Source organism: Nibribacter ruber, from assembly GCF_009913235.1.
In the GTDB taxonomy this organism is placed as follows: Bacteria; Bacteroidota; Bacteroidia; order Cytophagales; family Hymenobacteraceae; genus Nibribacter; species Nibribacter ruber.
In genome coordinates, this window is record NZ_CP047897.1 from 3915167 (window position 1) to 3932416 (window position 17250).

The following is a 17250-nucleotide window of genomic DNA, read 5'->3' on the forward strand; positions in this document are numbered from 1 at the left end:
AAGGCTAGCAAAGCTAGTTTTGTAAACGCTCTTATTGCAAAGGAAATTGGAGAAAATTAGCTGAAGGTTTTTATTTTAAATTGGTGGAATTGTAAAAAAAAGACTTAACAAATAGTTGGCCTAATTGTTTTATTTAAACTGAAAATTGGTTACATGAGAAGGCGAAAAATAACCTTTATTAAAAAGAAAAGCCCGTCAACGGCGGGCTTTTATTTGTGCTCATGTAAATCTGTTAAAGTTTACATGGTGGGTAAAACTACGGCATCAATCACGTGGGTTACGCCATTGCTGGAGATGACATCGGCTATGGCAACCGTGGCTCCATTGATCATGACCATGTTGCCCTTGCGGGTGACGGTGAGGGTTTCTCCATTCACAGTTTTTAGTTTCTGGCCGTTTTTCAGGTCTTTGGCTTGCAGGCGACCGGGTACTACGTGGTAGGTTAAGATGGCCGTGAGTTTTGCCTTGTTTTCTGGCAGTAACAGCATTTCAAGGGTGCCGGCGGGCAGTTTCTCAAACGCTGCATTGGTTGGGGCAAACACTGTGAAAGGGCCTGGGCCCATCAAGGTTTCTACCAGGCCAGCGGCTTTTACAGCGGCAACCAGAGTGGTATGGTCGCTAGAACCCAAGGCATTGGCGACAATGTTTTTGGACGGTACCATCATGGCGCCGCCCACCAGCACGCCTTCTTTTTTCTCGGCACCGGTGGTTTTGTCCATTTTAGTTTTAGACGTGGTTTGGGCAGTGGCATCAACGGCAAAGAAAGAGGCGCCTGCCAAGGCAATGAATAGGATAGACTTTTTCATAATGGTAAGATGGCTTTTGGTTTGTTATGCCTCACTTACGTTGCCAGCCCCGCCTCCGGATTTTAGCTTTTAAAAAATATTTTATGCGCTTATTAAATACACTTTTGTATTGTTTGTTTTAATGTTGTTTTTGGTGTGTTTTATCGGAATTAGCCAAAAACAGGTAGCTATTAAAAAAGAAAAGCCTGCACATGCGGCAGGCTTTTCTTGAGAGATAAGGGAATGTGGTTTATTTGAACGTGTCTTTGGTATCTACCACGCGCACTTCTTTTACATTTAGTTTGAAGTTGGCAATCTGGGCGTCTTCTGTCTTCACTGCCTGCGGCAGTCCTTCCTTGACAATGTTAGAATAACTCATTGGGGAAGGCGTGTTGTTGCGTAGGGCATCGGCGAGAGGTTGGGCTTCGCTGTCATCGGTGACAATGGTGACAAACAGGTTGTCTGCGGTCCAGTATTTCTTGATGGCGGCGTTCACATCTTCTACCGTCAGTTTAGCCAGCAGGGCGTCCATTTCCTCTATGTAGTTTTTGCGGCCGTAGTAATGCGAGTCCAGCAAGAAGCCCAGTTGTTTCTCTGGCGTCTGGATGTAGAGTTTGTTGTAGCTGCGCAGGAACTGGCGGGTCAGGTCAAAGTCTTCTTTGGAGATGCCGTTCTTAATCATGTCATCCACCTCGCGCAAAGCCAGCCGAAGCGCAAAATGCGCATGCCCCACCTTGATGTTGCCCAACTCCTTGTACTGCTGTTTCAGGCCTTCGGCGGTTTGCACGGGCCTGATCCAGAGGGCGTGGTAATTAGACGTTCTGGGCACGCCTGCTACCGGCAGCATGTTACCGCCGCCGTTCTCGTACCATTCAATGTAAGAATAGTCGCCGTAGTTCATGGAGCGGGTGCTGCGTATTTTCTCATACAGCTGGCCGTAGCTTTTGCGGTGCTCGCCCAAATACGAGTTAGCCACCATCAAAGCGGCAAAGTTATCTGAAGACCGCGTGATGGACAAAGGCGCACCCGTGAAGATGGCAGAACCTAACGCGTTTGGCTTACTGATGATCTCCACCACAATACCGTTCGGCTTATTGGGCTGACCCGGACGCCCCACATTAGGCTCTACAGATGAAAGGCCTTTCATGTCTTGCTTCAGCTGGCTCAGAAACTCTGGAGAGTAGTTACCGGCAATGCCAATGGTCACGTTGTTATGGGTGAAGAAGTTCTTGTATTGGTTCTTCACGTCCTCTAAGGTGATGGCCTGCACGCCGGCGCTGGTGCCTTGGGCGGTGTGCTGGTAGTTGGTGCCCCTGAACAACAGATCTTCCAAGGCTTTCTTGCTGTATTCTTCATCTGAAGAAGTTCTCAACACCTGGTCTACGTAGTTCTGCTGGTTGGACTTCACGCGGCTGAAATCCTCTGGCGCAAAACGCGGCGTGAGCATCAAGCCTTTCAAGATGGGATAGAACTGGTTCAGGAAGTCTTTGTGCACCGCAAAGGTGAACACCGTCACTTCTTTGTCCACGCTGGCGCCGTAGCGGGCCGCCATGGGGTAGATTTTTTCCTGAATCTGGGTGTTGGTGAGGTCCTGCGTGCCGCTGGCCATGATGGTTTGCGCCGTGGCATAGGTGAGGCCTTCTTTTCCGTCTGGGTCAGTCATAGAGCCGTTTCGGAACATGAGCTTTACAATCACCTTGTCAGACTCGGGCAGGGAAAGTTCTACCACGTCAATAGGACGTAATGGCTGTAAGTTTTCTATAACCGTTGGTGCGGCGCCGTCTGTAGTGGTGGCAGACGTTTGCAGTTGTTTCTGGCAGGCTGCCATGGTCATAGCCAAGGGCAGAATGTAGGCGAAGATTCTTTTCATTATTTCACACCTCCTTCTTTGTTAGGCGAAATGGTGGCAATGGTTAAGCCGCTTTCCACGAAATATTTTTTAGCCACGTTCATCAAGTCCTGCGGCGTTACCTGGTCATACAAGGCATAGGTTCGGTTGAGGCTCTCTGCGTCACCGGTCAGCCAAATGAACCTAGACAGCGAGTTGGCGATGGCGTCTGGGCTGTCCATACTCATGGCAAAAGAGTAACGGTTGTTCGACTTGGTGTCGGCGAGCTTCTGGGCATCTACCGGTTTGGTCTTCATCTCATTCACGGCCTTCACAATTTCGTCCTTTACGTATTGCATGTCTTCGGCTTTCACTACGGAGGCAGACAAGGAAATGAGGTTAGGGTCGCGGGCAAACTGCGCACCGCCGCCCACAAAGCGTACTTTCTGCTCTTGCAGCACCAGTTTCTTGTACAAGTCTGAGGTCTCTGAAAACAGGATGCTGGTCAACAGGTCCAGGGCCGGCAGGTCCTTGGCTTCGTCTGAAAACGCCGGGCCTTTGTAACCCAGCATCAGGTACGGCGGAAAACCGGCTTGCTGCACGTGCGCGTATCGCGTCTCTTTCTGGGCGGGCTCGGTCTCAATTTTAGGTTGGTAGCTTCCGCGTTTCCAGGCCCCAAAGTATTTCTCTGCCAGGCGGTTTACTTCTTCCTGTTTCACATCGCCTACTACCACAATGGTGGCGTACTCTGGGCGGTAGAACCGGTTGAAGAATACCTTGGAGTACTCATACTGGTTGGGCATGTCTACCACGTCTTCAAAGAAACCCATGGTGGTGTGCGCGTAAGTATGCTTCTTGAAGGCCGTGCCGTACACCTTCTCATTCAGCTGCGAATAGGGGCTGGCCGAGTTTTTGGTGTATTCGCCTTTCACGGCGCCGGCCTCTGTCTTAAAGTCATGCACCGAGTATTTGAGGTTCTGGAAACGGTCTGCCTCTATCTCGAACATCTTGTCCAACATGTCGGCGTTGCCTGTCATGTGGTAAATGGTGCGGTCAATGGAGGTGTTGGCGTTGGCAGAGGCCCCCAGGGCTTTCACGGTCTCCTCGTACTTCTCTGTAGGGTATTTGTCTGTGCCCCTAAACATCATGTGCTCAAAGAAGTGCGCGAAGCCTGTCTTGCCGGGTTCCATTTCTTCCCTGGAACCTGCGCGCACCACAATGTAAAAGGCGGCCAGTCCCGGGCTGTTGTAGGGCACCGTCACCACGTTCAGGCCGTTGGCCAGTTTTTTCTGCTGAATGGGGTAGGGCAGAATCTTGTCGCCGCCCTGGTCTTGGGCAAAGCCACTGGACACCAGTGCCGCCCAGGCCACCAGAAGGCTGAGTAGTTTCGTCTTCATTTGTCTTGCGTTTTGGTAGGAATTTGTGAACTGCTGGTAAGTCGCAGCCACCGGGTTGAATTTACAAAAGCATTGCCGTTTTTGCTCTGTTTTCTGAGAAAGAAGCTAAAAACTGGTTTGTAAGGAGGTTCATCTTCCTCCTTGAGGGCAAGGGTATGAGGGGCAAGTTCAAAGTCTATAGTAGCTAATCCAAGGCAATGTCTTGACTCGCCGCAGATTCTTACCTTGAGGATGATTGCCCAAACGAGCGTTTGAGACAGCGAGCGTAGCTCAGGGGAGGGGTGTTTACATCAACTGGTCATCCTTTCTGCCGTTGTTGGTGTTATCACCGACAACCAAAACTGCCGTTAAAGCCACTACCTCCCAACTCCTTCTTACTAAACCTCTACTTATCTTACTTTCTGCCTGGGTTTGTCACTTTTCTCCTTGATGAGAAAAGTAACCAAAAGAATCAAGAGCCCCCGAACTCGCTGAACGCTCGGACAGGCGGTGGTTCAGAGTTCTGCACCTGGCTGAGGTGATCTGTTTCATGGCTGGCTTACGCCGCTGCCGGTTGACAAGCCACTACTTTCTCCCTCGGGAAAAGAGACTTAGATTGAACAGTCTCTTTTCCCTCAGTCAAGGGCAGGCTGGGTCGTGTTTGAAGGGTTGCAATGCCTGCATTCGCTGGCGCGGGAATGTAGAGACAACGGCACTGCCTTGTCTCCCGCGCGTTGCTGATAAAGCTCCCCTCCTGATGTAGGAGGGGCTGGGGGTGGTTATCCCCTGCGTCTGTGCCAAATACCGTTTTTGACCTAAATCACCCAAAAAAACAAAAACGAATTGCCAGACTCAGAACTCAGGACTAAACGCGTAGTGCACGCAGCTCCTATTAGAGTCTATGCTCGCTTTTCGCCTAATTCCCAGAAAGCAGGCCAGAAACGGCTTTTAATCCATCCTGGCTCTGGAGGAAAGTACCGCTACGGTGATGCCCATCACGGCAATGAGGGCGAAGGAGAGGCGCAGGCTGCTGAGGCCGGCCACCAGGCCAATCAACGGTGGGCCTACCAGAAACCCCGCAAAGCCGATAGTGGTCACCGCCGCCAGGGCCGTACTGGGAGACATGGTCTTGGACCGGCCGGCCTCACCATACACTAGGGGCACTACCGCACTCACGCCCATCCCAACCAGCAAAAAGCCTAAAATGGCAGTCGCCAGGTACGGGAACAAGACGGCAATGGTCAGGCCACCGGCCGTTAGAAGACCGCTGAAGATTAAGACCTTCCGGAGGCCCAGTTTGGTGGTAAGCCAGTCGGCAATGAAGCGGGTGCCGGCCATGGTGCTCATGAAGGCAGTGTACCCGGCGGCTACCCAGGCTTTTTCGGCGCCCACCACTTTCTGGAAGTAGATACCGCTCCAATCAAACATGGCCCCCTCGCAGATTAACGAGCAGAAGGCAATCATGCCCAGCACAATCAAAGAACGGTCTGGCATGACAAACAAGGGCTGCTTTTCCTGGGGCTTGTCGTCTGCCGGCAGAACGTATCTGAAACAAACGGCCACGCCCACTACGGTCACTGCCAGAATGAGCAGGAAATGATGAAACGGGATCACATTGGAGCCGATCATGAAGGTGCCAATGGCCGCGCCCGTGAAACCAGCCAGACTCCAGAGCCCATGAAAAGAAGCCATGATAGACTTCTTGTACATATTCTCTACGCCCACGGCCTGCGTGTTCACGGCAATGTTGGAGAGGTTGCTGCCAAACCCGAAGAAGAACAAGGCCACCACTAGCTGCCAGGTGTTTTGGGCTAAACCAATGGACACCAGCACCAGGCTGTAGAATAGCAGGCCCGCCGTGATGGCGTTTCTGCTGCCAATCTTGGGAATGAGCCAACCGGCAAAGGGCAGTGACATCATCAAACCCACGGGCAGGGAGAACAACACGCCGCCCAAGGCTGCTTCAGAAAGGTGTAGTTTTTCCTGAATGCTGGGAATGCGCGAACCCCAGCTGGCAAAGCACAGACCTAGTAGAAAGAACAAGCAGCCCACGGCCAGGCGGTACGTTCTGCGTGAGTATGTTGAGGAGGGAGTAGTGGTCATGAGGATACGTGGGCAAAGTGCAAAAATAGCCTAAACACATGGGAAATCGATTTCGTTTTTGGCTTCTTTCCTGGGAAACAGACCAAAAACGGACCGCTATCTTTTTTGAAACCGGCCAGACTTCTCTTTTTTTGGACCTATACAAGCACTTTTTTCTTCCAGTGTAAAATGAAAGAAAAAGTTCTCTTCTAAATTTCGCATCTTTAACCAGTCGAACTAAGTCTTCTTTTCAAAACCGCCCTTTCAGCGGATATTTTCTTCTCTTAACTTCCCCTATGGATCAAGGTCAAAGCGTCAACAACCTGGGCAATACCGTAAAAAATACAATTCTCATTGGAATGGGCATCCTGTCGGCGGCCTTTGGCCTGAAGGGCTTCTTGCTCTCCAGCCACCTGATTGACGGCGGTGTAACGGGTATTTCCATGCTGTTGTCGGCGGCGTTTGGATTGCCGCTGGCCATTCTTATTCTGCTCATCAACCTGCCGTTCATTGTGCTGGGTTATAAGCAGATGGGCATGCGGTTTACCTTGAAAAGTGCGGCGGCCATTGCCGGTCTTTCCCTGGCCTTGGTGTTTGTGGAGTTTCCAGACGTAACCCATGACATTCTGCTTACTGCCGTATTTGGCGGTGTATTCATTGGCGCCGGCATTGGATTGGCCATGCGGGGCGGGGCAGTCCTGGACGGAACGGAGATTGCCGCCCTGGTGGTAAGCAAAAACTATCCGCTCAAGGTGAGTGACTTCATCCTGCTGCTCAACATACTCATCTTCCTTTCGGCGTTGTTCGTGCTGGGCACCGAGACGGCGCTTTACTCTATCCTGACGTACTTCTCTGCCTCTAAGATGATTGACTTCTTTATACAGGGTATTGAGCAGTACACTGGCGTGACCATTGTCTCTGAGCACAGTGAGAAGATACGGCAGGCCGTGACCGAGAACCTGGGCCGCGGCGTGACCATCTACCAGGGCAAGCGCGGGTTTGGCAAGCGCGGCACCTCCAACGTAGACATTGACATTGTCTTCACGGTAGTGACGCGGTTTGAGCTGCCAGATTTAAAGAAGGAAGTGAAATTGATTGACCCCAATGCGTTCATGTTCCAGCACAGCATTGATGACACTGAGGGCGGCATGGTTAAACGCAGACCGTTGCACTAATATTTAATTGGTACATTACTCTTATTAAGTCTGTTTTGATGTTATTTTAGGAATAATGAGAAAGATATTGCTGGGAATTACGATAGGAATGGTTGTCGTCTTAGGATTTTTTGGCCTGTCTAAAAACAGAACAGGAGAGGCAGGAAAGGAGCGATTCCCTCTAGAAGATTTCAGTATTCTTCAAGCCAATGACCGAAACGGCGGACTTGGGTTCTTAATGGTGAACCAATCCTATAAGAATTATGAATTTAAAAAAGAGTATCCCTGGTATTTGTGGGTAGATATTGAGGTCCGAGAAAAAAATGCAAACGGACACCCCACCAGTAATGAAGCTACACACTTAAATAATTTGGAGGATGAAATAGATGCTGAATTGAAGAAGGTCTGCGGTAGGCATTACTTGGGAAGAACCACCTTTGAAGGGACCAGAGAATTACTGTATTATGTAGATGACCCAGAAAAAGCGAATGCTGTCCTGCAAAAACTAGCGAGTAATCCCAATTCTATCAGGCAATTTCAGTTTAAGATAGAAGAAGACAAAGAATGGAGCAAGGTAGCCTATCTCTTTCAGCAGGATTAAGCATCAGGTTTGTTGATTAAACCGTTTTTGGCTTGTTTTCCAGGAAACAGCCTAAAAACGGCAGCATAAATCAGGATAAAATAAGAGAGGCCGAAGAAAAAGCACCATACATGCTTTCTTCGGCCTCTCTTATTTTGGTAAGCTTTGGGGTTACTTTTTCTCGGTGCCTTTGATGATGTTGAGCAACTGCATTTCAATGGTTGGGTAGGCTACTTCTACAATCCTGCCCAGTTCCTTGCCTTCTTTGTTGTACACGATGAAGGTAGGCACGGCCGTCACGTTGTATTGCTTTTCTTCGCCGGTCCAGGTGGTTTTGTCTTCGCGCAAGCTTACCATCTGCAGTTTGGTAAGCGGTACGCGGCCCACGTCCAAAACCTTGAACAAGCGCGGCAGGTCGCGCTGGGTGTCTATGCACCAACTTCCTACAAAAGCCTTGAACGTGACATTCTCCAGCAGCGGCGTCAGTTCTTCCATTATTTTGGCGTTGGGCGTGTACCGCTGGTAAGCCGGGTGGAACCAGCCGCTGTACGGAGCCTGGTCAAAGGCCACGCGTGTGATGGGGCCAATTAGAATGGTCTCGCCGGTAGCGGTTTTCTCCTCGCGGTTCTCATTGGGGTTGATGCCCGTGTGCACGGCTTCGCTGGAGCTTTGTTTGGATCCGGCGCAGCCAGCCAGGGCCAGGGCCGTCGCAAAAACAAGAAGATGCTTTTTCATACTATTTTCTATTCTAATAACAGCCGCGCTCGCGGTGATGACTTAGATGGCTTCAATAGGTCTTGGCTCGTCCAGGTCCACAAACTCGCCTTCCCAGCGGGCAATGACGGCGGTGGCCAGGCAGTTACCAATCACGTTCACAGAGGTGCGGGCCATGTCCATTAGTTCATCAATACCTAAAATGATAAAGATTGGTTCTACCGGCAGGTTGAAAGAAGCGGCCGTGCCCAGCAGAATTACCAGAGAAGCTCTTGGTACCCCGGCCACGCCTTTACTGGTCAGCATGAGGGTAAACACCATCAACAACTGCTGCTCCCAGCTTAAGTTAATGCCCGCAGCCTGCGCCACGAAGATAGAAGCCAAGGAAAGGTACAACGTGGTACCGTCCAGGTTGAAGCTATAGCCCATGGGCATGACAAAGGCCACCACCTTGCGGGGTACGCCAATAGATTCCATGGCTTCCATGGCACGCGGCAGGGCGGCCTCAGAACTGGTGGTGGCAAAGGCAATGGATACGGGCTCTGCAATGGCCTTGGCAAACATCTTCACCGGAATCCGGAAGAAGAGCGCCACCGGAAGCAACACCAGTAACAAGAAGGCAATCAAGGCCACATAGAGCGTAGCCAGCAGTTTGAACAGGTTCACCAGAATCCCGAAGCCCATGTGCCCCACGGTGTAGGCAATGGCCGCACCCACCGCAATGGGCGCAAAGTACATGATGATGTTGGTGAACTTGAACATGGTCTCAGCCAAGCTCTCTGTTACCTCTAGCAACGGACGGCGTTTGCGCTCATTGAGCATGGCCAGGGCAATGCCAAACAGCACGCTGAACACCACAATCTGCAACACCTGACCCTCGGCCACGGACTTGGCAATGTTCTCTGGGAAGATGTGCAGCACAATGTCTTGCCAGGTTTGCGGCTCTGCGGCTTTAATCTCATTGCTGGTAACGCCTTTCAAGACAATGCCTTCGCCGGCCTTGCTGATGTTGATGGCCGCCAGACCAATGAAAAGCGCCACGGTTGTGACTACCTCAAAGTAAATCAAGGCCTTGCCACCCATCTTGCCCACCTGTTTCAGGTTGGAGTGGCCGGCAATACCCACCACCAGGGTAGCGAAGATCAAGGGAGCAATGATGGTTTTCACCATCTTCAAGAAGATTTTGCTCATCACGTTCAGGCCCTGGGCGAAGTCTGGGAAACTGTACCCAATCTCGGCGCCAATGACCATGCTCACCAGAATCCAGGTGGTCAGTGATTTTTTACGATAGGCAAACAGGATGAGCACCAGGATGCCAATCCAACGGGCGGCGCCCAGCGCCAGGTCTGGCACGGCAACAATGCCGTAGTTGTGCATGACGGTAAGAACGGCAGAGATGGTGAGCACCAGAAACGCCACCAACGCAAGAGTAGAGTTTTTCATAAAGTAGTACGCGGTCACACCCAGAAAGGGGTGTTGGGCAAAGGGTTAGAAGAATGGGAATGAGCGGTTTTTTGAAGTTCGCCCACCTTTGTGACTGCCAAATATACTTTAAAACTATGGTTTCCTAAAGAGGCAGTCAAACGATAGTTTCCCTCTTTTTTCTGGCTTTTCCCCCTTTTTTGCCCTAGACTTGAATTCTGACCCAAACCCCTGACAAGATGAACTGGCAAATTGAGCTTCTGGACCTGGCCTTGAAATTCACCTGGAAAATCTCCAGAAACGCCTCAGACATGAAAACCAACCTGTTGGTGACCGTGGGCGATGAGCGCACACAAGGCAGGGGAGAGGCCGCCCCCAACATACGCTACGGCGAAACGCCTGAACTTCTGCAACAACAGTTTAATAGTCTGCAAAAAAACGGCCTGGCCAACGTTGAAACCGTGGAGGAACTGCAACACCTTACCCAGCAGGAGAAAACGCTGCCGGCCCTGCGCTTCGCCCTGGAGTCTGCCCTGGTGCATTACCTTGCTAGAAAAGAAAACAAAACCGTGGCCCAGTACTTGGGCGTGCCGGCGGTGGCTTCTACCCCCACAGCCTTCACGTTCCCCATCATGGACCCGGGCAAAATTGCCGACTTCGCCAAAGAACACCAACTGCAACGGTTCCAATATCTGAAGGTGAAGGTAAACCAGGAGTCTGGTCTGGATATGATGGGCGAGGTGTACAAAGCCACCTCGCAGCCCCTGATGGTAGACGCCAACGAGGCCTGGCAGGACCCAGACGCCCTTATTCGGTTTATGGAAGGCCTCAAAAAGTGGCCCATTCTCATGATTGAGCAACCCATGCCAGCCGGCCTGGACGAGGAATATCTGTACCTGAAAAAGCATTCACCCTATGATCTCTTCGCAGATGAGTCTGTGACAGACCACGCCGACTGGGATTTGTTAAAGCAGCAGTTTCACGGCGTGAACATGAAGCTCATGAAAGCCGGCGGTTACCTAAATGGGCTATCCATCCTGCAGAAGACACGGTCCCTAGGTTTAAAAACCATGATTGGCTGTATGGTGGAAACCTCCATGGGCATCTGGTCTGCCATTCAATTGTCCCATGGCGTAGACTTCCTGGACTTGGATGGTATGCTGGTGGTCAAAGACGAGCCCTTCAAGTATGTAAAAGAACAAGACGGTCTCTTACTGCCCGTAACGCAGCCGTAGCCGCCGTTTTTGGCTTGTTTTCTGGAAAACAAGCCAAAAACGACGGCTACGGAATGATTTGTGATTAGTGAATAATGATTAATAGTTATTATGAAGTCATTATTTTTTTTCCATCTGCGTGAGTTGCTTCTGGACTTTGGCCAGGTCTGCGTCTACTTTCTGCAGTTCTTTTGATTTGGTTTTGGACTGAACGGCTTTTTCTAGAAGGGCGTTTTTCTGCTCCAGCAGTTCGCGTTTGCGTTGTAGTAGGTCCAGGCGGGTTTGCAGGTGCTGGGCCATGTTGAGCTCATTTCTGAGGGCAGCCGTGTCTCCCGTAACCACCGTGCTCTCATTTATAATCACGGGCGTTTTGGCAAACACGCCGTTCACGTCCACGCGGTCGCCTTCCAGCATTTTTATTTCGTCTCCTCTTCTGGTCACCACTACGCCGTCTGGGGTAACGGTGGTGCCGTTGGGCATTCTTCTGGTTTCTTGGATGGGCGTAATGACATCATTGTTGATTTCCACCACCACGCCGTTGCGCATCATGAGTCCCTGTTTGAAAGGAGTCACGCTGGGAGTGACGGTTTTTCCGCTTTTAGAAGTAGAGATAGAAGCACTCTGGGCCAGGCTCTGGTGGCTAGCACCAAAGATAAACAAGAGGAGTAAGGCCGGTAGTAAGAGGATGCGTGTCATGTGCGTTGGTTGAAAATGGTTTTTAGGCTATTTTTTGGGAATAAGGGCAAAAACAGGAATTACAGTTCTGTCTTGGCCGTGGCGTTCCGTTCTTTAAAGTACTGAATAATACCCGGCAAGATAGACAAAGCTATGATGATTGGTATAGCATAATGCAAATACTCTTTCAATTGAGGGAACTGCCGGCCCAGGTAATAGCTGCTCACCACCAGAGAGCAGACCCACAGCGCCGTGCCCAGGGCGCTCACCACCAGAAACCGAGAGAGCTCCATGCCGGTGGCGCCGGCCAGCAGCGGATTGAACGTGCGCACCACCGGCACAAACTTGCCCAGAATCACGGCAGACTTTCCTTTCTCCTGGTAAAATTTCTGTGCCTTGTCCAGGTGCCGGCGCTTAAAATACCAGGTGTCTTCTTTCTTGTAGAGCTTTTTGCCCATTTTCCGGCCAATGCTGAAGCCCAGCAGGTCTCCGGCAATGCCGGCGGCCGTCATACTGATTAACAAGACGCCCAAGGGAACCGTGAGCACGTCTGCCCCGGCTAGCAGTCCCGTGGCCAGCAGCAGAGAGTCGCCGCCGGGTATGACCAGGCCAATGAGCAGTCCCGTCTCTACAAACATCACCGAAAGGATAAGTGCCATGCCACCGTACTTGATCATGTTCTCAGGGCTGGAGAACATCTCAGGAAAAGTTACCAGAAGAAATAAAAGCGTCATGGTGCGGGTGGTTAACGGTGTCTGTGGCTCATACGCAGAGCGGTCCGGTCATGTTAGGCGGGGCCATCATCTGGTATTTTTCCTTCAGCTCAGAAAATGTTGCCATTAACTCACAGAATACTTTGCCTTTATGCTATTTTTGCCATGACATGAAGATTGAAGACGAAATAAAACAAAGCACGTTCAAGGATGCTTTCCAAAAGGCCTACATCAATATTGTGTATACGGCCAACAGCCTGCAGCTGACCCAGTCCACCATCCTGAAGGGGTACGGCATCACGTTGCCCCAATACAACATTCTGCGCATACTGCGGGGACAATACCCCAAGCCTGCCACCGTTAACCTTTTAATTGAGCGCATGCTGGACAAGACTTCTAACGCGTCCCGCATTGTAGACAAGCTAGAGGCTAAGCAATTGGTTACCCGCACACAGTGCCCCACAGACCGCCGTACGGTAGACATTCTCATCACAGAGAAAGGATTGCAGATTCTGCAGGAACTGGACCAGGCCCAGCAAGGGAACCAACACGGCATCCAGAACCTTACCCAGCAAGAAGCAGAATTGCTGAGCAACCTGCTGGACAAGATCAGAGACTAACCATTTACTCCACTTAATAAACCCTAATTTTAAGCCCATGAAAAGAATTGTACTTTCTGCGCTACTGGCCGCCGCAGTGGGAGCCTCTGCCTTTACCACCTTCAATCCTGTAACTTCTGAAACTGCGGTGCCGGCAAAACTGGCTGCCGGAGTGCAAACGTTCAAGGTAGAGACCACAGAGAGCACGCTGGGCTGGATTGGCCGTAAAGTGACTGGTGAGCACAACGGCAACCTGAAACTGCAGAGCGGCTCCATGCTATTTGACAAAAGCGCCCTGCGCGGCGGTTCCTTTGCCATTGACATGACCTCCATCACCTGCAATGACCTGCAAGGCAACTCCAACAAAAACCTGGTGAATCACTTGCGCTCAGATGACTTCTTTTCTGTGGAGAAAAACCCTACGGCCAACTTCATCATCACCAACCTGGTGCCCAAGGGCAACGCCAAAGTAGGATCTACCAACTACATTGTGACGGGAAATCTTACCATTAAAGGCATTACCAATGAAATCACATTCCCGGCGGCTGTTTGGGTGAAAAAGGGCGTAGCCACGGCCACTGGCACCTTAAAGTTTGACCGTACCAAATGGGACATCAAGTTCCGGTCTGGCAACTTCTTCGAGAACCTGGGCGACAAAGCCATTCAAGATGACATTGAACTTAAACTGAACGTGGTAGCGAAAGCAGAAGAGGTGACCAAAGCTAAAAAGGAGAAAACAGACAAAGCCAAGGTAGCCAAAAGCTAAACTAGGTTACCCGTCTAGGCATAAAAAAAGCCGCTCTTCTCATTAAGAAGAACGGCTTTTTTTATGCCTAGACGGGTAAAAACGAAAAACCCGGAAGCTCGGTGTCTTGTGGCCAGGCTTTCGGGTTTTCAGGAAAATAGGAGAAAGGGTACTAGAAAATCTCTTTAATGCGAGGTCTGTTGTAATCAGGCTCCCAGTCATCAATGGGCAGGCGAATGCCTGGGGGGAGGTCAAGGTCGGGCAAGCCGTCATTGAGAGGTTCGCCGCCGTCGTCGTCGCTGTCATCCTGGGGGGGCACCCGGTATTTTTTGCGCGGTACCAAAGCAAAAAACGCCAGCATGGCCAACACCACCAAGGAGTATACAATACTGATCATAAGAATCAACATTAGGTGTCATACATACCACTCACAGTCAGGGGGGTGGGTCCTCTTGTTCAACGTATAGCGGGCTCTCTATGTTAGGCCCAGAACCAAAAAAATAGCCAGGGTGAAACAGGTTCTTGGTTTGTTTTTAAATAAGTAGCTGCTAGCTTTGTCCCAAGTTTTAGGGGTGCCTTAACAAAACGGGCTGAGATCATACCCATTGAACCTGATACGGTTAGTACCGGCGAAGGGAAAAACAAGGGAAACAAAACAATTTGGGAGCACCAACCCCTGGTGTGGCCTGCATGTTTTACCATTACCATCTTTCACATGAAAAGAGTATTAGCCCTGCTTGTGGGCTGTCTGTTGCCTTGGTTTGCCATGGCACAAATTACGCTGTCTTCTTATGATTCTGTAGACGTCACCTTATCTGGCCGCGTAATAGACGCCGCCACCCGCCAGCCGTTGGTGGGCAGTACCATTTACATCCAGCAGATAAGTCTGCAAACCCAGAGCGGCGCAGACGGGCGCTTTCAATTTGTCAACCTTCTAGCTGGCGACTATTTGGTAAGAATCAGCCATGTGGGCTACGGCACCGTGACAGAGTACATAGAGTTGGGTGAAAGCCAGAACCAGGAGTTTGCCCTCACGCGCGACAACCTCACTACCAAAGAAGTATTGGTGACGGCCACCCGCGCCAATGAGAAAACCGGCACCACCTACAGCAACGTGAGCAAAGAAGAAATCCAGAGCCGAAATTTCGGTCAGGACCTGCCCTATCTGCTGGAAAACACGCCGTCATTGGTCACCAACTCAGACGCCGGGGCGGGTGTGGGCTATACCGGCTTGCGCATACGGGGCTCAGACATTACCCGCATTAACGTGACCGTGAATGGCATACCAGTGAACGACGCCGAGAGCCACGGTGTCTTCTTTGTGAACATGCCTGACTTTGCTTCTTCTTTGCAGGACGTGCAGATACAGCGAGGCGTGGGTACCTCCAGCAACGGACCCGGAGCCTTCGGGGCAAGCCTGAACCTGCAGACCCAAGACGCCAGCCAGGAAGCGTATGCGCGCACGGACAACGCCTTTGGCTCTTACAACACCTGGAAAAACAACGTACAGTTTGGTACCGGCCTGCTGGGTGGAAAGTTTGCGGTTGACGGCCGTCTATCCAGAGTCTCTTCTGACGGCTACATTGACCGCGCCACCTCAGACCTTAAGTCCTTTTATGTGTCTGGCAGTTACTACGGCGCTAAGGATTTCTTGAAACTGGTGGTCTTTGGCGGAAAGGAAATCACCTACCAGGCATGGAACGGGGTAGACGAAGAAACCCTTAAAACCAACCGCACCTTTAACTCTGCGGGCACAGACTATGGTAGCACAGAAATACCCTATGACAACGAGGTAGACGACTATCAACAGAACCATTATCAATTACACTATGGCCATTCCTTCAGTCCGCAATGGACGCTGAACGGAGCTTTGCACTATACACGGGGCTTCGGGTTTTATGAGCAATTCAAAGTGAATGAGAAATTCGCCAATTACAACATTCCGGTGGCTGATGGCAGTACCGTGAAAAGAACGGACTTAGTGCGCCAGAAGTGGCTGGACAATCATTTCTACGGAACCACTTTCTCTTTGCAGTACCAAGGCCTGGGCAGATTGTCGGCTACGTTGGGAGGGGGCTGGAACCGGTATGCCGGAGACCATTACGGCGAGGTAATTTGGGCGCAGTACGCTTCTACCATTAGACCCAACCACCGCTACTATGAGAACGATGCCCAGAAAACCGACTTCAACGTGTATGGCAAGGTAAACCTGGCCGTCACGGACCAACTAGGCTTGTTCACTGACCTGCAGGTGCGTACCGTGGATTATAAGATTGACGGCTTTGACGATGACCGCCGCGACGTAACCACCCGCGCTGATTATGCTTTCTTCAACCCCAAAGCCGGTATCACCTACAACATCACCAACAACCACAACCTGTACGCATCCGTGGCGGTGGGCAACCGTGAACCTACGCGTTCTGATTTCACAGACCGTCCGGCCAATGACGTGGCCAAACCAGAGCGCCTGGTGGACTGGGAAGCCGGTTACCGTTTCAACCAAAGCCTGGGCCAAGTGGCAGGCCAGTCATTGCTGTTCCGCTCAGATTTGACGTATTTTTACATGGACTACAAAGATCAATTGGTCTTAACGGGTCAGCTGAATGATGTGGGAACGGCACTTAGAACCAACATCCCAGAAAGCTATAGAACCGGCGTAGAGCTGTCGGGTAACCTGTTCATTGGCGAGTTTGTGGATGTGACTACCAACCTGTCCTTCTCCAGAAACCGCATCAAGCAGTTCACCGAGGTCCTGCCTATTGACTATAACCCAGAGGATGTGGTAGTAAATGAGTACGATGAAACCACCATTGCCTATTCGCCTAGCGTAGTGACGTCTTCACAGATTCAGGTGAGACCCCTGACCGGTTTGCGCGTGGCTTTCCAGTACAAGACCGTGAGTGAGCAATTCCTGGACAATACCGCCAGCCAGAACCGAAGATTATCACCGTATGGCATAGGGGATGCCCACGTGTTCTACACCTTCAAACCGGTTTCTTGGATGAAGGAAGTAGAAGTGGGATTGCTGGTGAACAACGTCTTCAATAAAGAGTATGAGGCCAACGGCTACACCTTCACAGAGCTATACGATGGTGACCCGAACCGCTATGATTACAACTATTATTTCCCCCAAGCGCCACGTAACTTCCTGGCTCAGGTAAGCCTTCGTTTTTAACCTGATTTCCAGAAAACACCCGAAAAACGGCATCCCCTGCTCAGGCGGGGGATGCCGTTTTTTTTATGGCTGAACCGATTTTGGCCTGTTTTCTAGAAAAGAGGCGAAAAACGATGTTTAACTCATCAGGTCAAGCTGGTCATGGTAGAGGGAGTCTAAGTTATTGGTGATAACACCAACAACGGCGG

General features: G+C 50.9%; 15 protein-coding genes and 1 riboswitch. Of the genes, 6 read left to right on the forward strand and 9 right to left on the reverse strand.

The features are described 5' to 3' along the window. Window positions 1-239 precede the first annotated feature (239 nt). From GU926_RS16515 to GU926_RS16530, 4 genes are all read right to left on the reverse strand, one after another. On the reverse strand, window positions 240-806 hold the full coding sequence (locus GU926_RS16515) for a fasciclin domain-containing protein (protein WP_160693819.1): 567 nt from the start codon (window positions 804-806) through the stop codon (window positions 240-242). 229 nt (window positions 807-1035) lie between these two features. Next, a complete protein-coding gene (locus GU926_RS16520; protein WP_160693821.1) occupies window positions 1036-2655 on the reverse strand; it encodes a M16 family metallopeptidase in 1620 nt (539 codons plus the stop codon). Next, on the reverse strand, window positions 2655-4010 hold the full coding sequence (locus tag GU926_RS16525) for a M16 family metallopeptidase (protein WP_160693823.1): 1356 nt from the start codon (window positions 4008-4010) through the stop codon (window positions 2655-2657). The genes GU926_RS16520 and GU926_RS16525 overlap by 1 nt, the downstream gene beginning before the upstream one ends. Before the next feature lie 927 nt (window positions 4011-4937). Then, window positions 4938-6092 (reverse strand): MFS transporter, encoded by a 1155-nt coding sequence (locus GU926_RS16530; RefSeq protein WP_160693825.1) that lies wholly within the window; start codon window positions 6090-6092, stop codon window positions 4938-4940. Between the two features lie 275 nt (window positions 6093-6367). Here GU926_RS16530 and GU926_RS16535 point away from each other — a divergent pair, with 275 nt between their 5' ends. Continuing rightward, a complete protein-coding gene (locus tag GU926_RS16535) occupies window positions 6368-7246 on the forward strand; it encodes a YitT family protein (RefSeq protein WP_160693827.1) in 879 nt (292 codons plus the stop codon). A 55-nt stretch (window positions 7247-7301) separates the two neighbouring features. Further along, the gene (locus GU926_RS16540; RefSeq protein WP_160693829.1) at window positions 7302-7826 is read left to right on the forward strand and encodes a DUF695 domain-containing protein; all 525 of its coding nucleotides are present in this window, start codon (window positions 7302-7304) and stop codon (window positions 7824-7826) included. A gap of 150 nt (window positions 7827-7976) precedes the next feature. Here the strand turns inward: GU926_RS16540 and GU926_RS16545 are convergent, their stop codons facing one another. Further along, window positions 7977-8540: a TlpA family protein disulfide reductase gene (locus tag GU926_RS16545; RefSeq protein WP_160693831.1), complete on the reverse strand. Its 564-nt coding sequence runs from the start codon at window positions 8538-8540 to the stop codon at window positions 7977-7979. Window positions 8541-8582: 42 nt separating this feature from the next. Then, window positions 8583-9962 carry a dicarboxylate/amino acid:cation symporter gene (locus GU926_RS16550; RefSeq protein ID WP_160693833.1) on the reverse strand — a complete coding sequence of 460 codons (1380 nt, stop codon included), beginning with the start codon at window positions 9960-9962 and terminating at the stop codon, window positions 8583-8585. 218 nt (window positions 9963-10180) lie between these two features. Between GU926_RS16550 and GU926_RS16555 the strand changes: the two genes are divergently transcribed. Then, a complete protein-coding gene (locus tag GU926_RS16555; RefSeq protein ID WP_160693835.1) occupies window positions 10181-11176 on the forward strand; it encodes a dipeptide epimerase in 996 nt (331 codons plus the stop codon). Between the two features lie 99 nt (window positions 11177-11275). On the opposite strand, the gene GU926_RS16560 is transcribed toward GU926_RS16555, so the two are convergent. Together GU926_RS16560 and GU926_RS16565 are read right to left on the reverse strand one after the other, a co-directional pair. Next, window positions 11276-11851, reverse strand: a complete 576-nt coding sequence (locus tag GU926_RS16560; RefSeq protein ID WP_160693837.1) for a DUF6799 domain-containing protein — start codon at window positions 11849-11851, stop codon at window positions 11276-11278. A gap of 59 nt (window positions 11852-11910) precedes the next feature. After that, on the reverse strand, window positions 11911-12564 hold the full coding sequence (locus tag GU926_RS16565; protein ID WP_160693839.1) for a DedA family protein: 654 nt from the start codon (window positions 12562-12564) through the stop codon (window positions 11911-11913). Window positions 12565-12587: 23 nt separating this feature from the next. Here GU926_RS16565 and GU926_RS16570 point away from each other — a divergent pair, with 23 nt between their 5' ends. Both GU926_RS16570 and GU926_RS16575 read left to right on the forward strand, forming a co-directional pair. Continuing rightward, on the forward strand, window positions 12588-13163 hold the full coding sequence (locus tag GU926_RS16570) for a MarR family winged helix-turn-helix transcriptional regulator (protein WP_317165584.1): 576 nt from the start codon (window positions 12588-12590) through the stop codon (window positions 13161-13163). 37 nt (window positions 13164-13200) lie between these two features. Further along, entirely contained in the window at window positions 13201-13908 is a 708-nt protein-coding gene (locus GU926_RS16575; RefSeq protein WP_160693841.1) for a YceI family protein, read from the forward strand. A 151-nt stretch (window positions 13909-14059) separates the two neighbouring features. On the opposite strand, the gene GU926_RS16580 is transcribed toward GU926_RS16575, so the two are convergent. After that, window positions 14060-14284, reverse strand: coding sequence for a hypothetical protein (locus tag GU926_RS16580; RefSeq protein ID WP_232058366.1), 225 nt, complete (start codon window positions 14282-14284; stop codon window positions 14060-14062). Window positions 14285-14445: 161 nt separating this feature from the next. Further along, window positions 14446-14542, forward strand: a riboswitch (TPP riboswitch). A gap of 60 nt (window positions 14543-14602) precedes the next feature. Between GU926_RS16580 and GU926_RS16585 the strand changes: the two genes are divergently transcribed. Continuing rightward, the gene (locus GU926_RS16585; protein WP_160693845.1) at window positions 14603-17062 is read left to right on the forward strand and encodes a TonB-dependent receptor; all 2460 of its coding nucleotides are present in this window, start codon (window positions 14603-14605) and stop codon (window positions 17060-17062) included. The last annotated feature ends 188 nt before the right edge of the window (window positions 17063-17250 follow it).

Bases quoted from the DNA above. Each gene is read 5' to 3' on its own strand.
- GU926_RS16515 (WP_160693819.1), bottom strand. From the start codon at position 806: ATGAAAAAGTCTATCCTATTCATTGCCTTGGCAGGCGCCTCTTTCTTT.
- GU926_RS16520 (WP_160693821.1), bottom strand. From the start codon at position 2,655: ATGAAAAGAATCTTCGCCTACATTCTGCCCTTGGCTATGACCATGGCA.
- GU926_RS16525 (WP_160693823.1), bottom strand. From the start codon at position 4,010: ATGAAGACGAAACTACTCAGCCTTCTGGTGGCCTGGGCGGCACTGGTG.
- GU926_RS16530 (WP_160693825.1), bottom strand. From the start codon at position 6,092: ATGACCACTACTCCCTCCTCAACATACTCACGCAGAACGTACCGCCTG.
- GU926_RS16535 (WP_160693827.1), top strand. From the start codon at position 6,368: ATGGATCAAGGTCAAAGCGTCAACAACCTGGGCAATACCGTAAAAAAT.
- GU926_RS16540 (WP_160693829.1), top strand. From the start codon at position 7,302: ATGAGAAAGATATTGCTGGGAATTACGATAGGAATGGTTGTCGTCTTA.
- GU926_RS16545 (WP_160693831.1), bottom strand. From the start codon at position 8,540: ATGAAAAAGCATCTTCTTGTTTTTGCGACGGCCCTGGCCCTGGCTGGC.
- GU926_RS16550 (WP_160693833.1), bottom strand. From the start codon at position 9,962: ATGAAAAACTCTACTCTTGCGTTGGTGGCGTTTCTGGTGCTCACCATC.
- GU926_RS16555 (WP_160693835.1), top strand. From the start codon at position 10,181: ATGAACTGGCAAATTGAGCTTCTGGACCTGGCCTTGAAATTCACCTGG.
- GU926_RS16560 (WP_160693837.1), bottom strand. From the start codon at position 11,851: ATGACACGCATCCTCTTACTACCGGCCTTACTCCTCTTGTTTATCTTT.
- GU926_RS16565 (WP_160693839.1), bottom strand. From the start codon at position 12,564: ATGACGCTTTTATTTCTTCTGGTAACTTTTCCTGAGATGTTCTCCAGC.
- GU926_RS16575 (WP_160693841.1), top strand. From the start codon at position 13,201: ATGAAAAGAATTGTACTTTCTGCGCTACTGGCCGCCGCAGTGGGAGCC.
- GU926_RS16580 (WP_232058366.1), bottom strand. From the start codon at position 14,284: ATGATCAGTATTGTATACTCCTTGGTGGTGTTGGCCATGCTGGCGTTT.
- GU926_RS16585 (WP_160693845.1), top strand. From the start codon at position 14,603: ATGAAAAGAGTATTAGCCCTGCTTGTGGGCTGTCTGTTGCCTTGGTTT.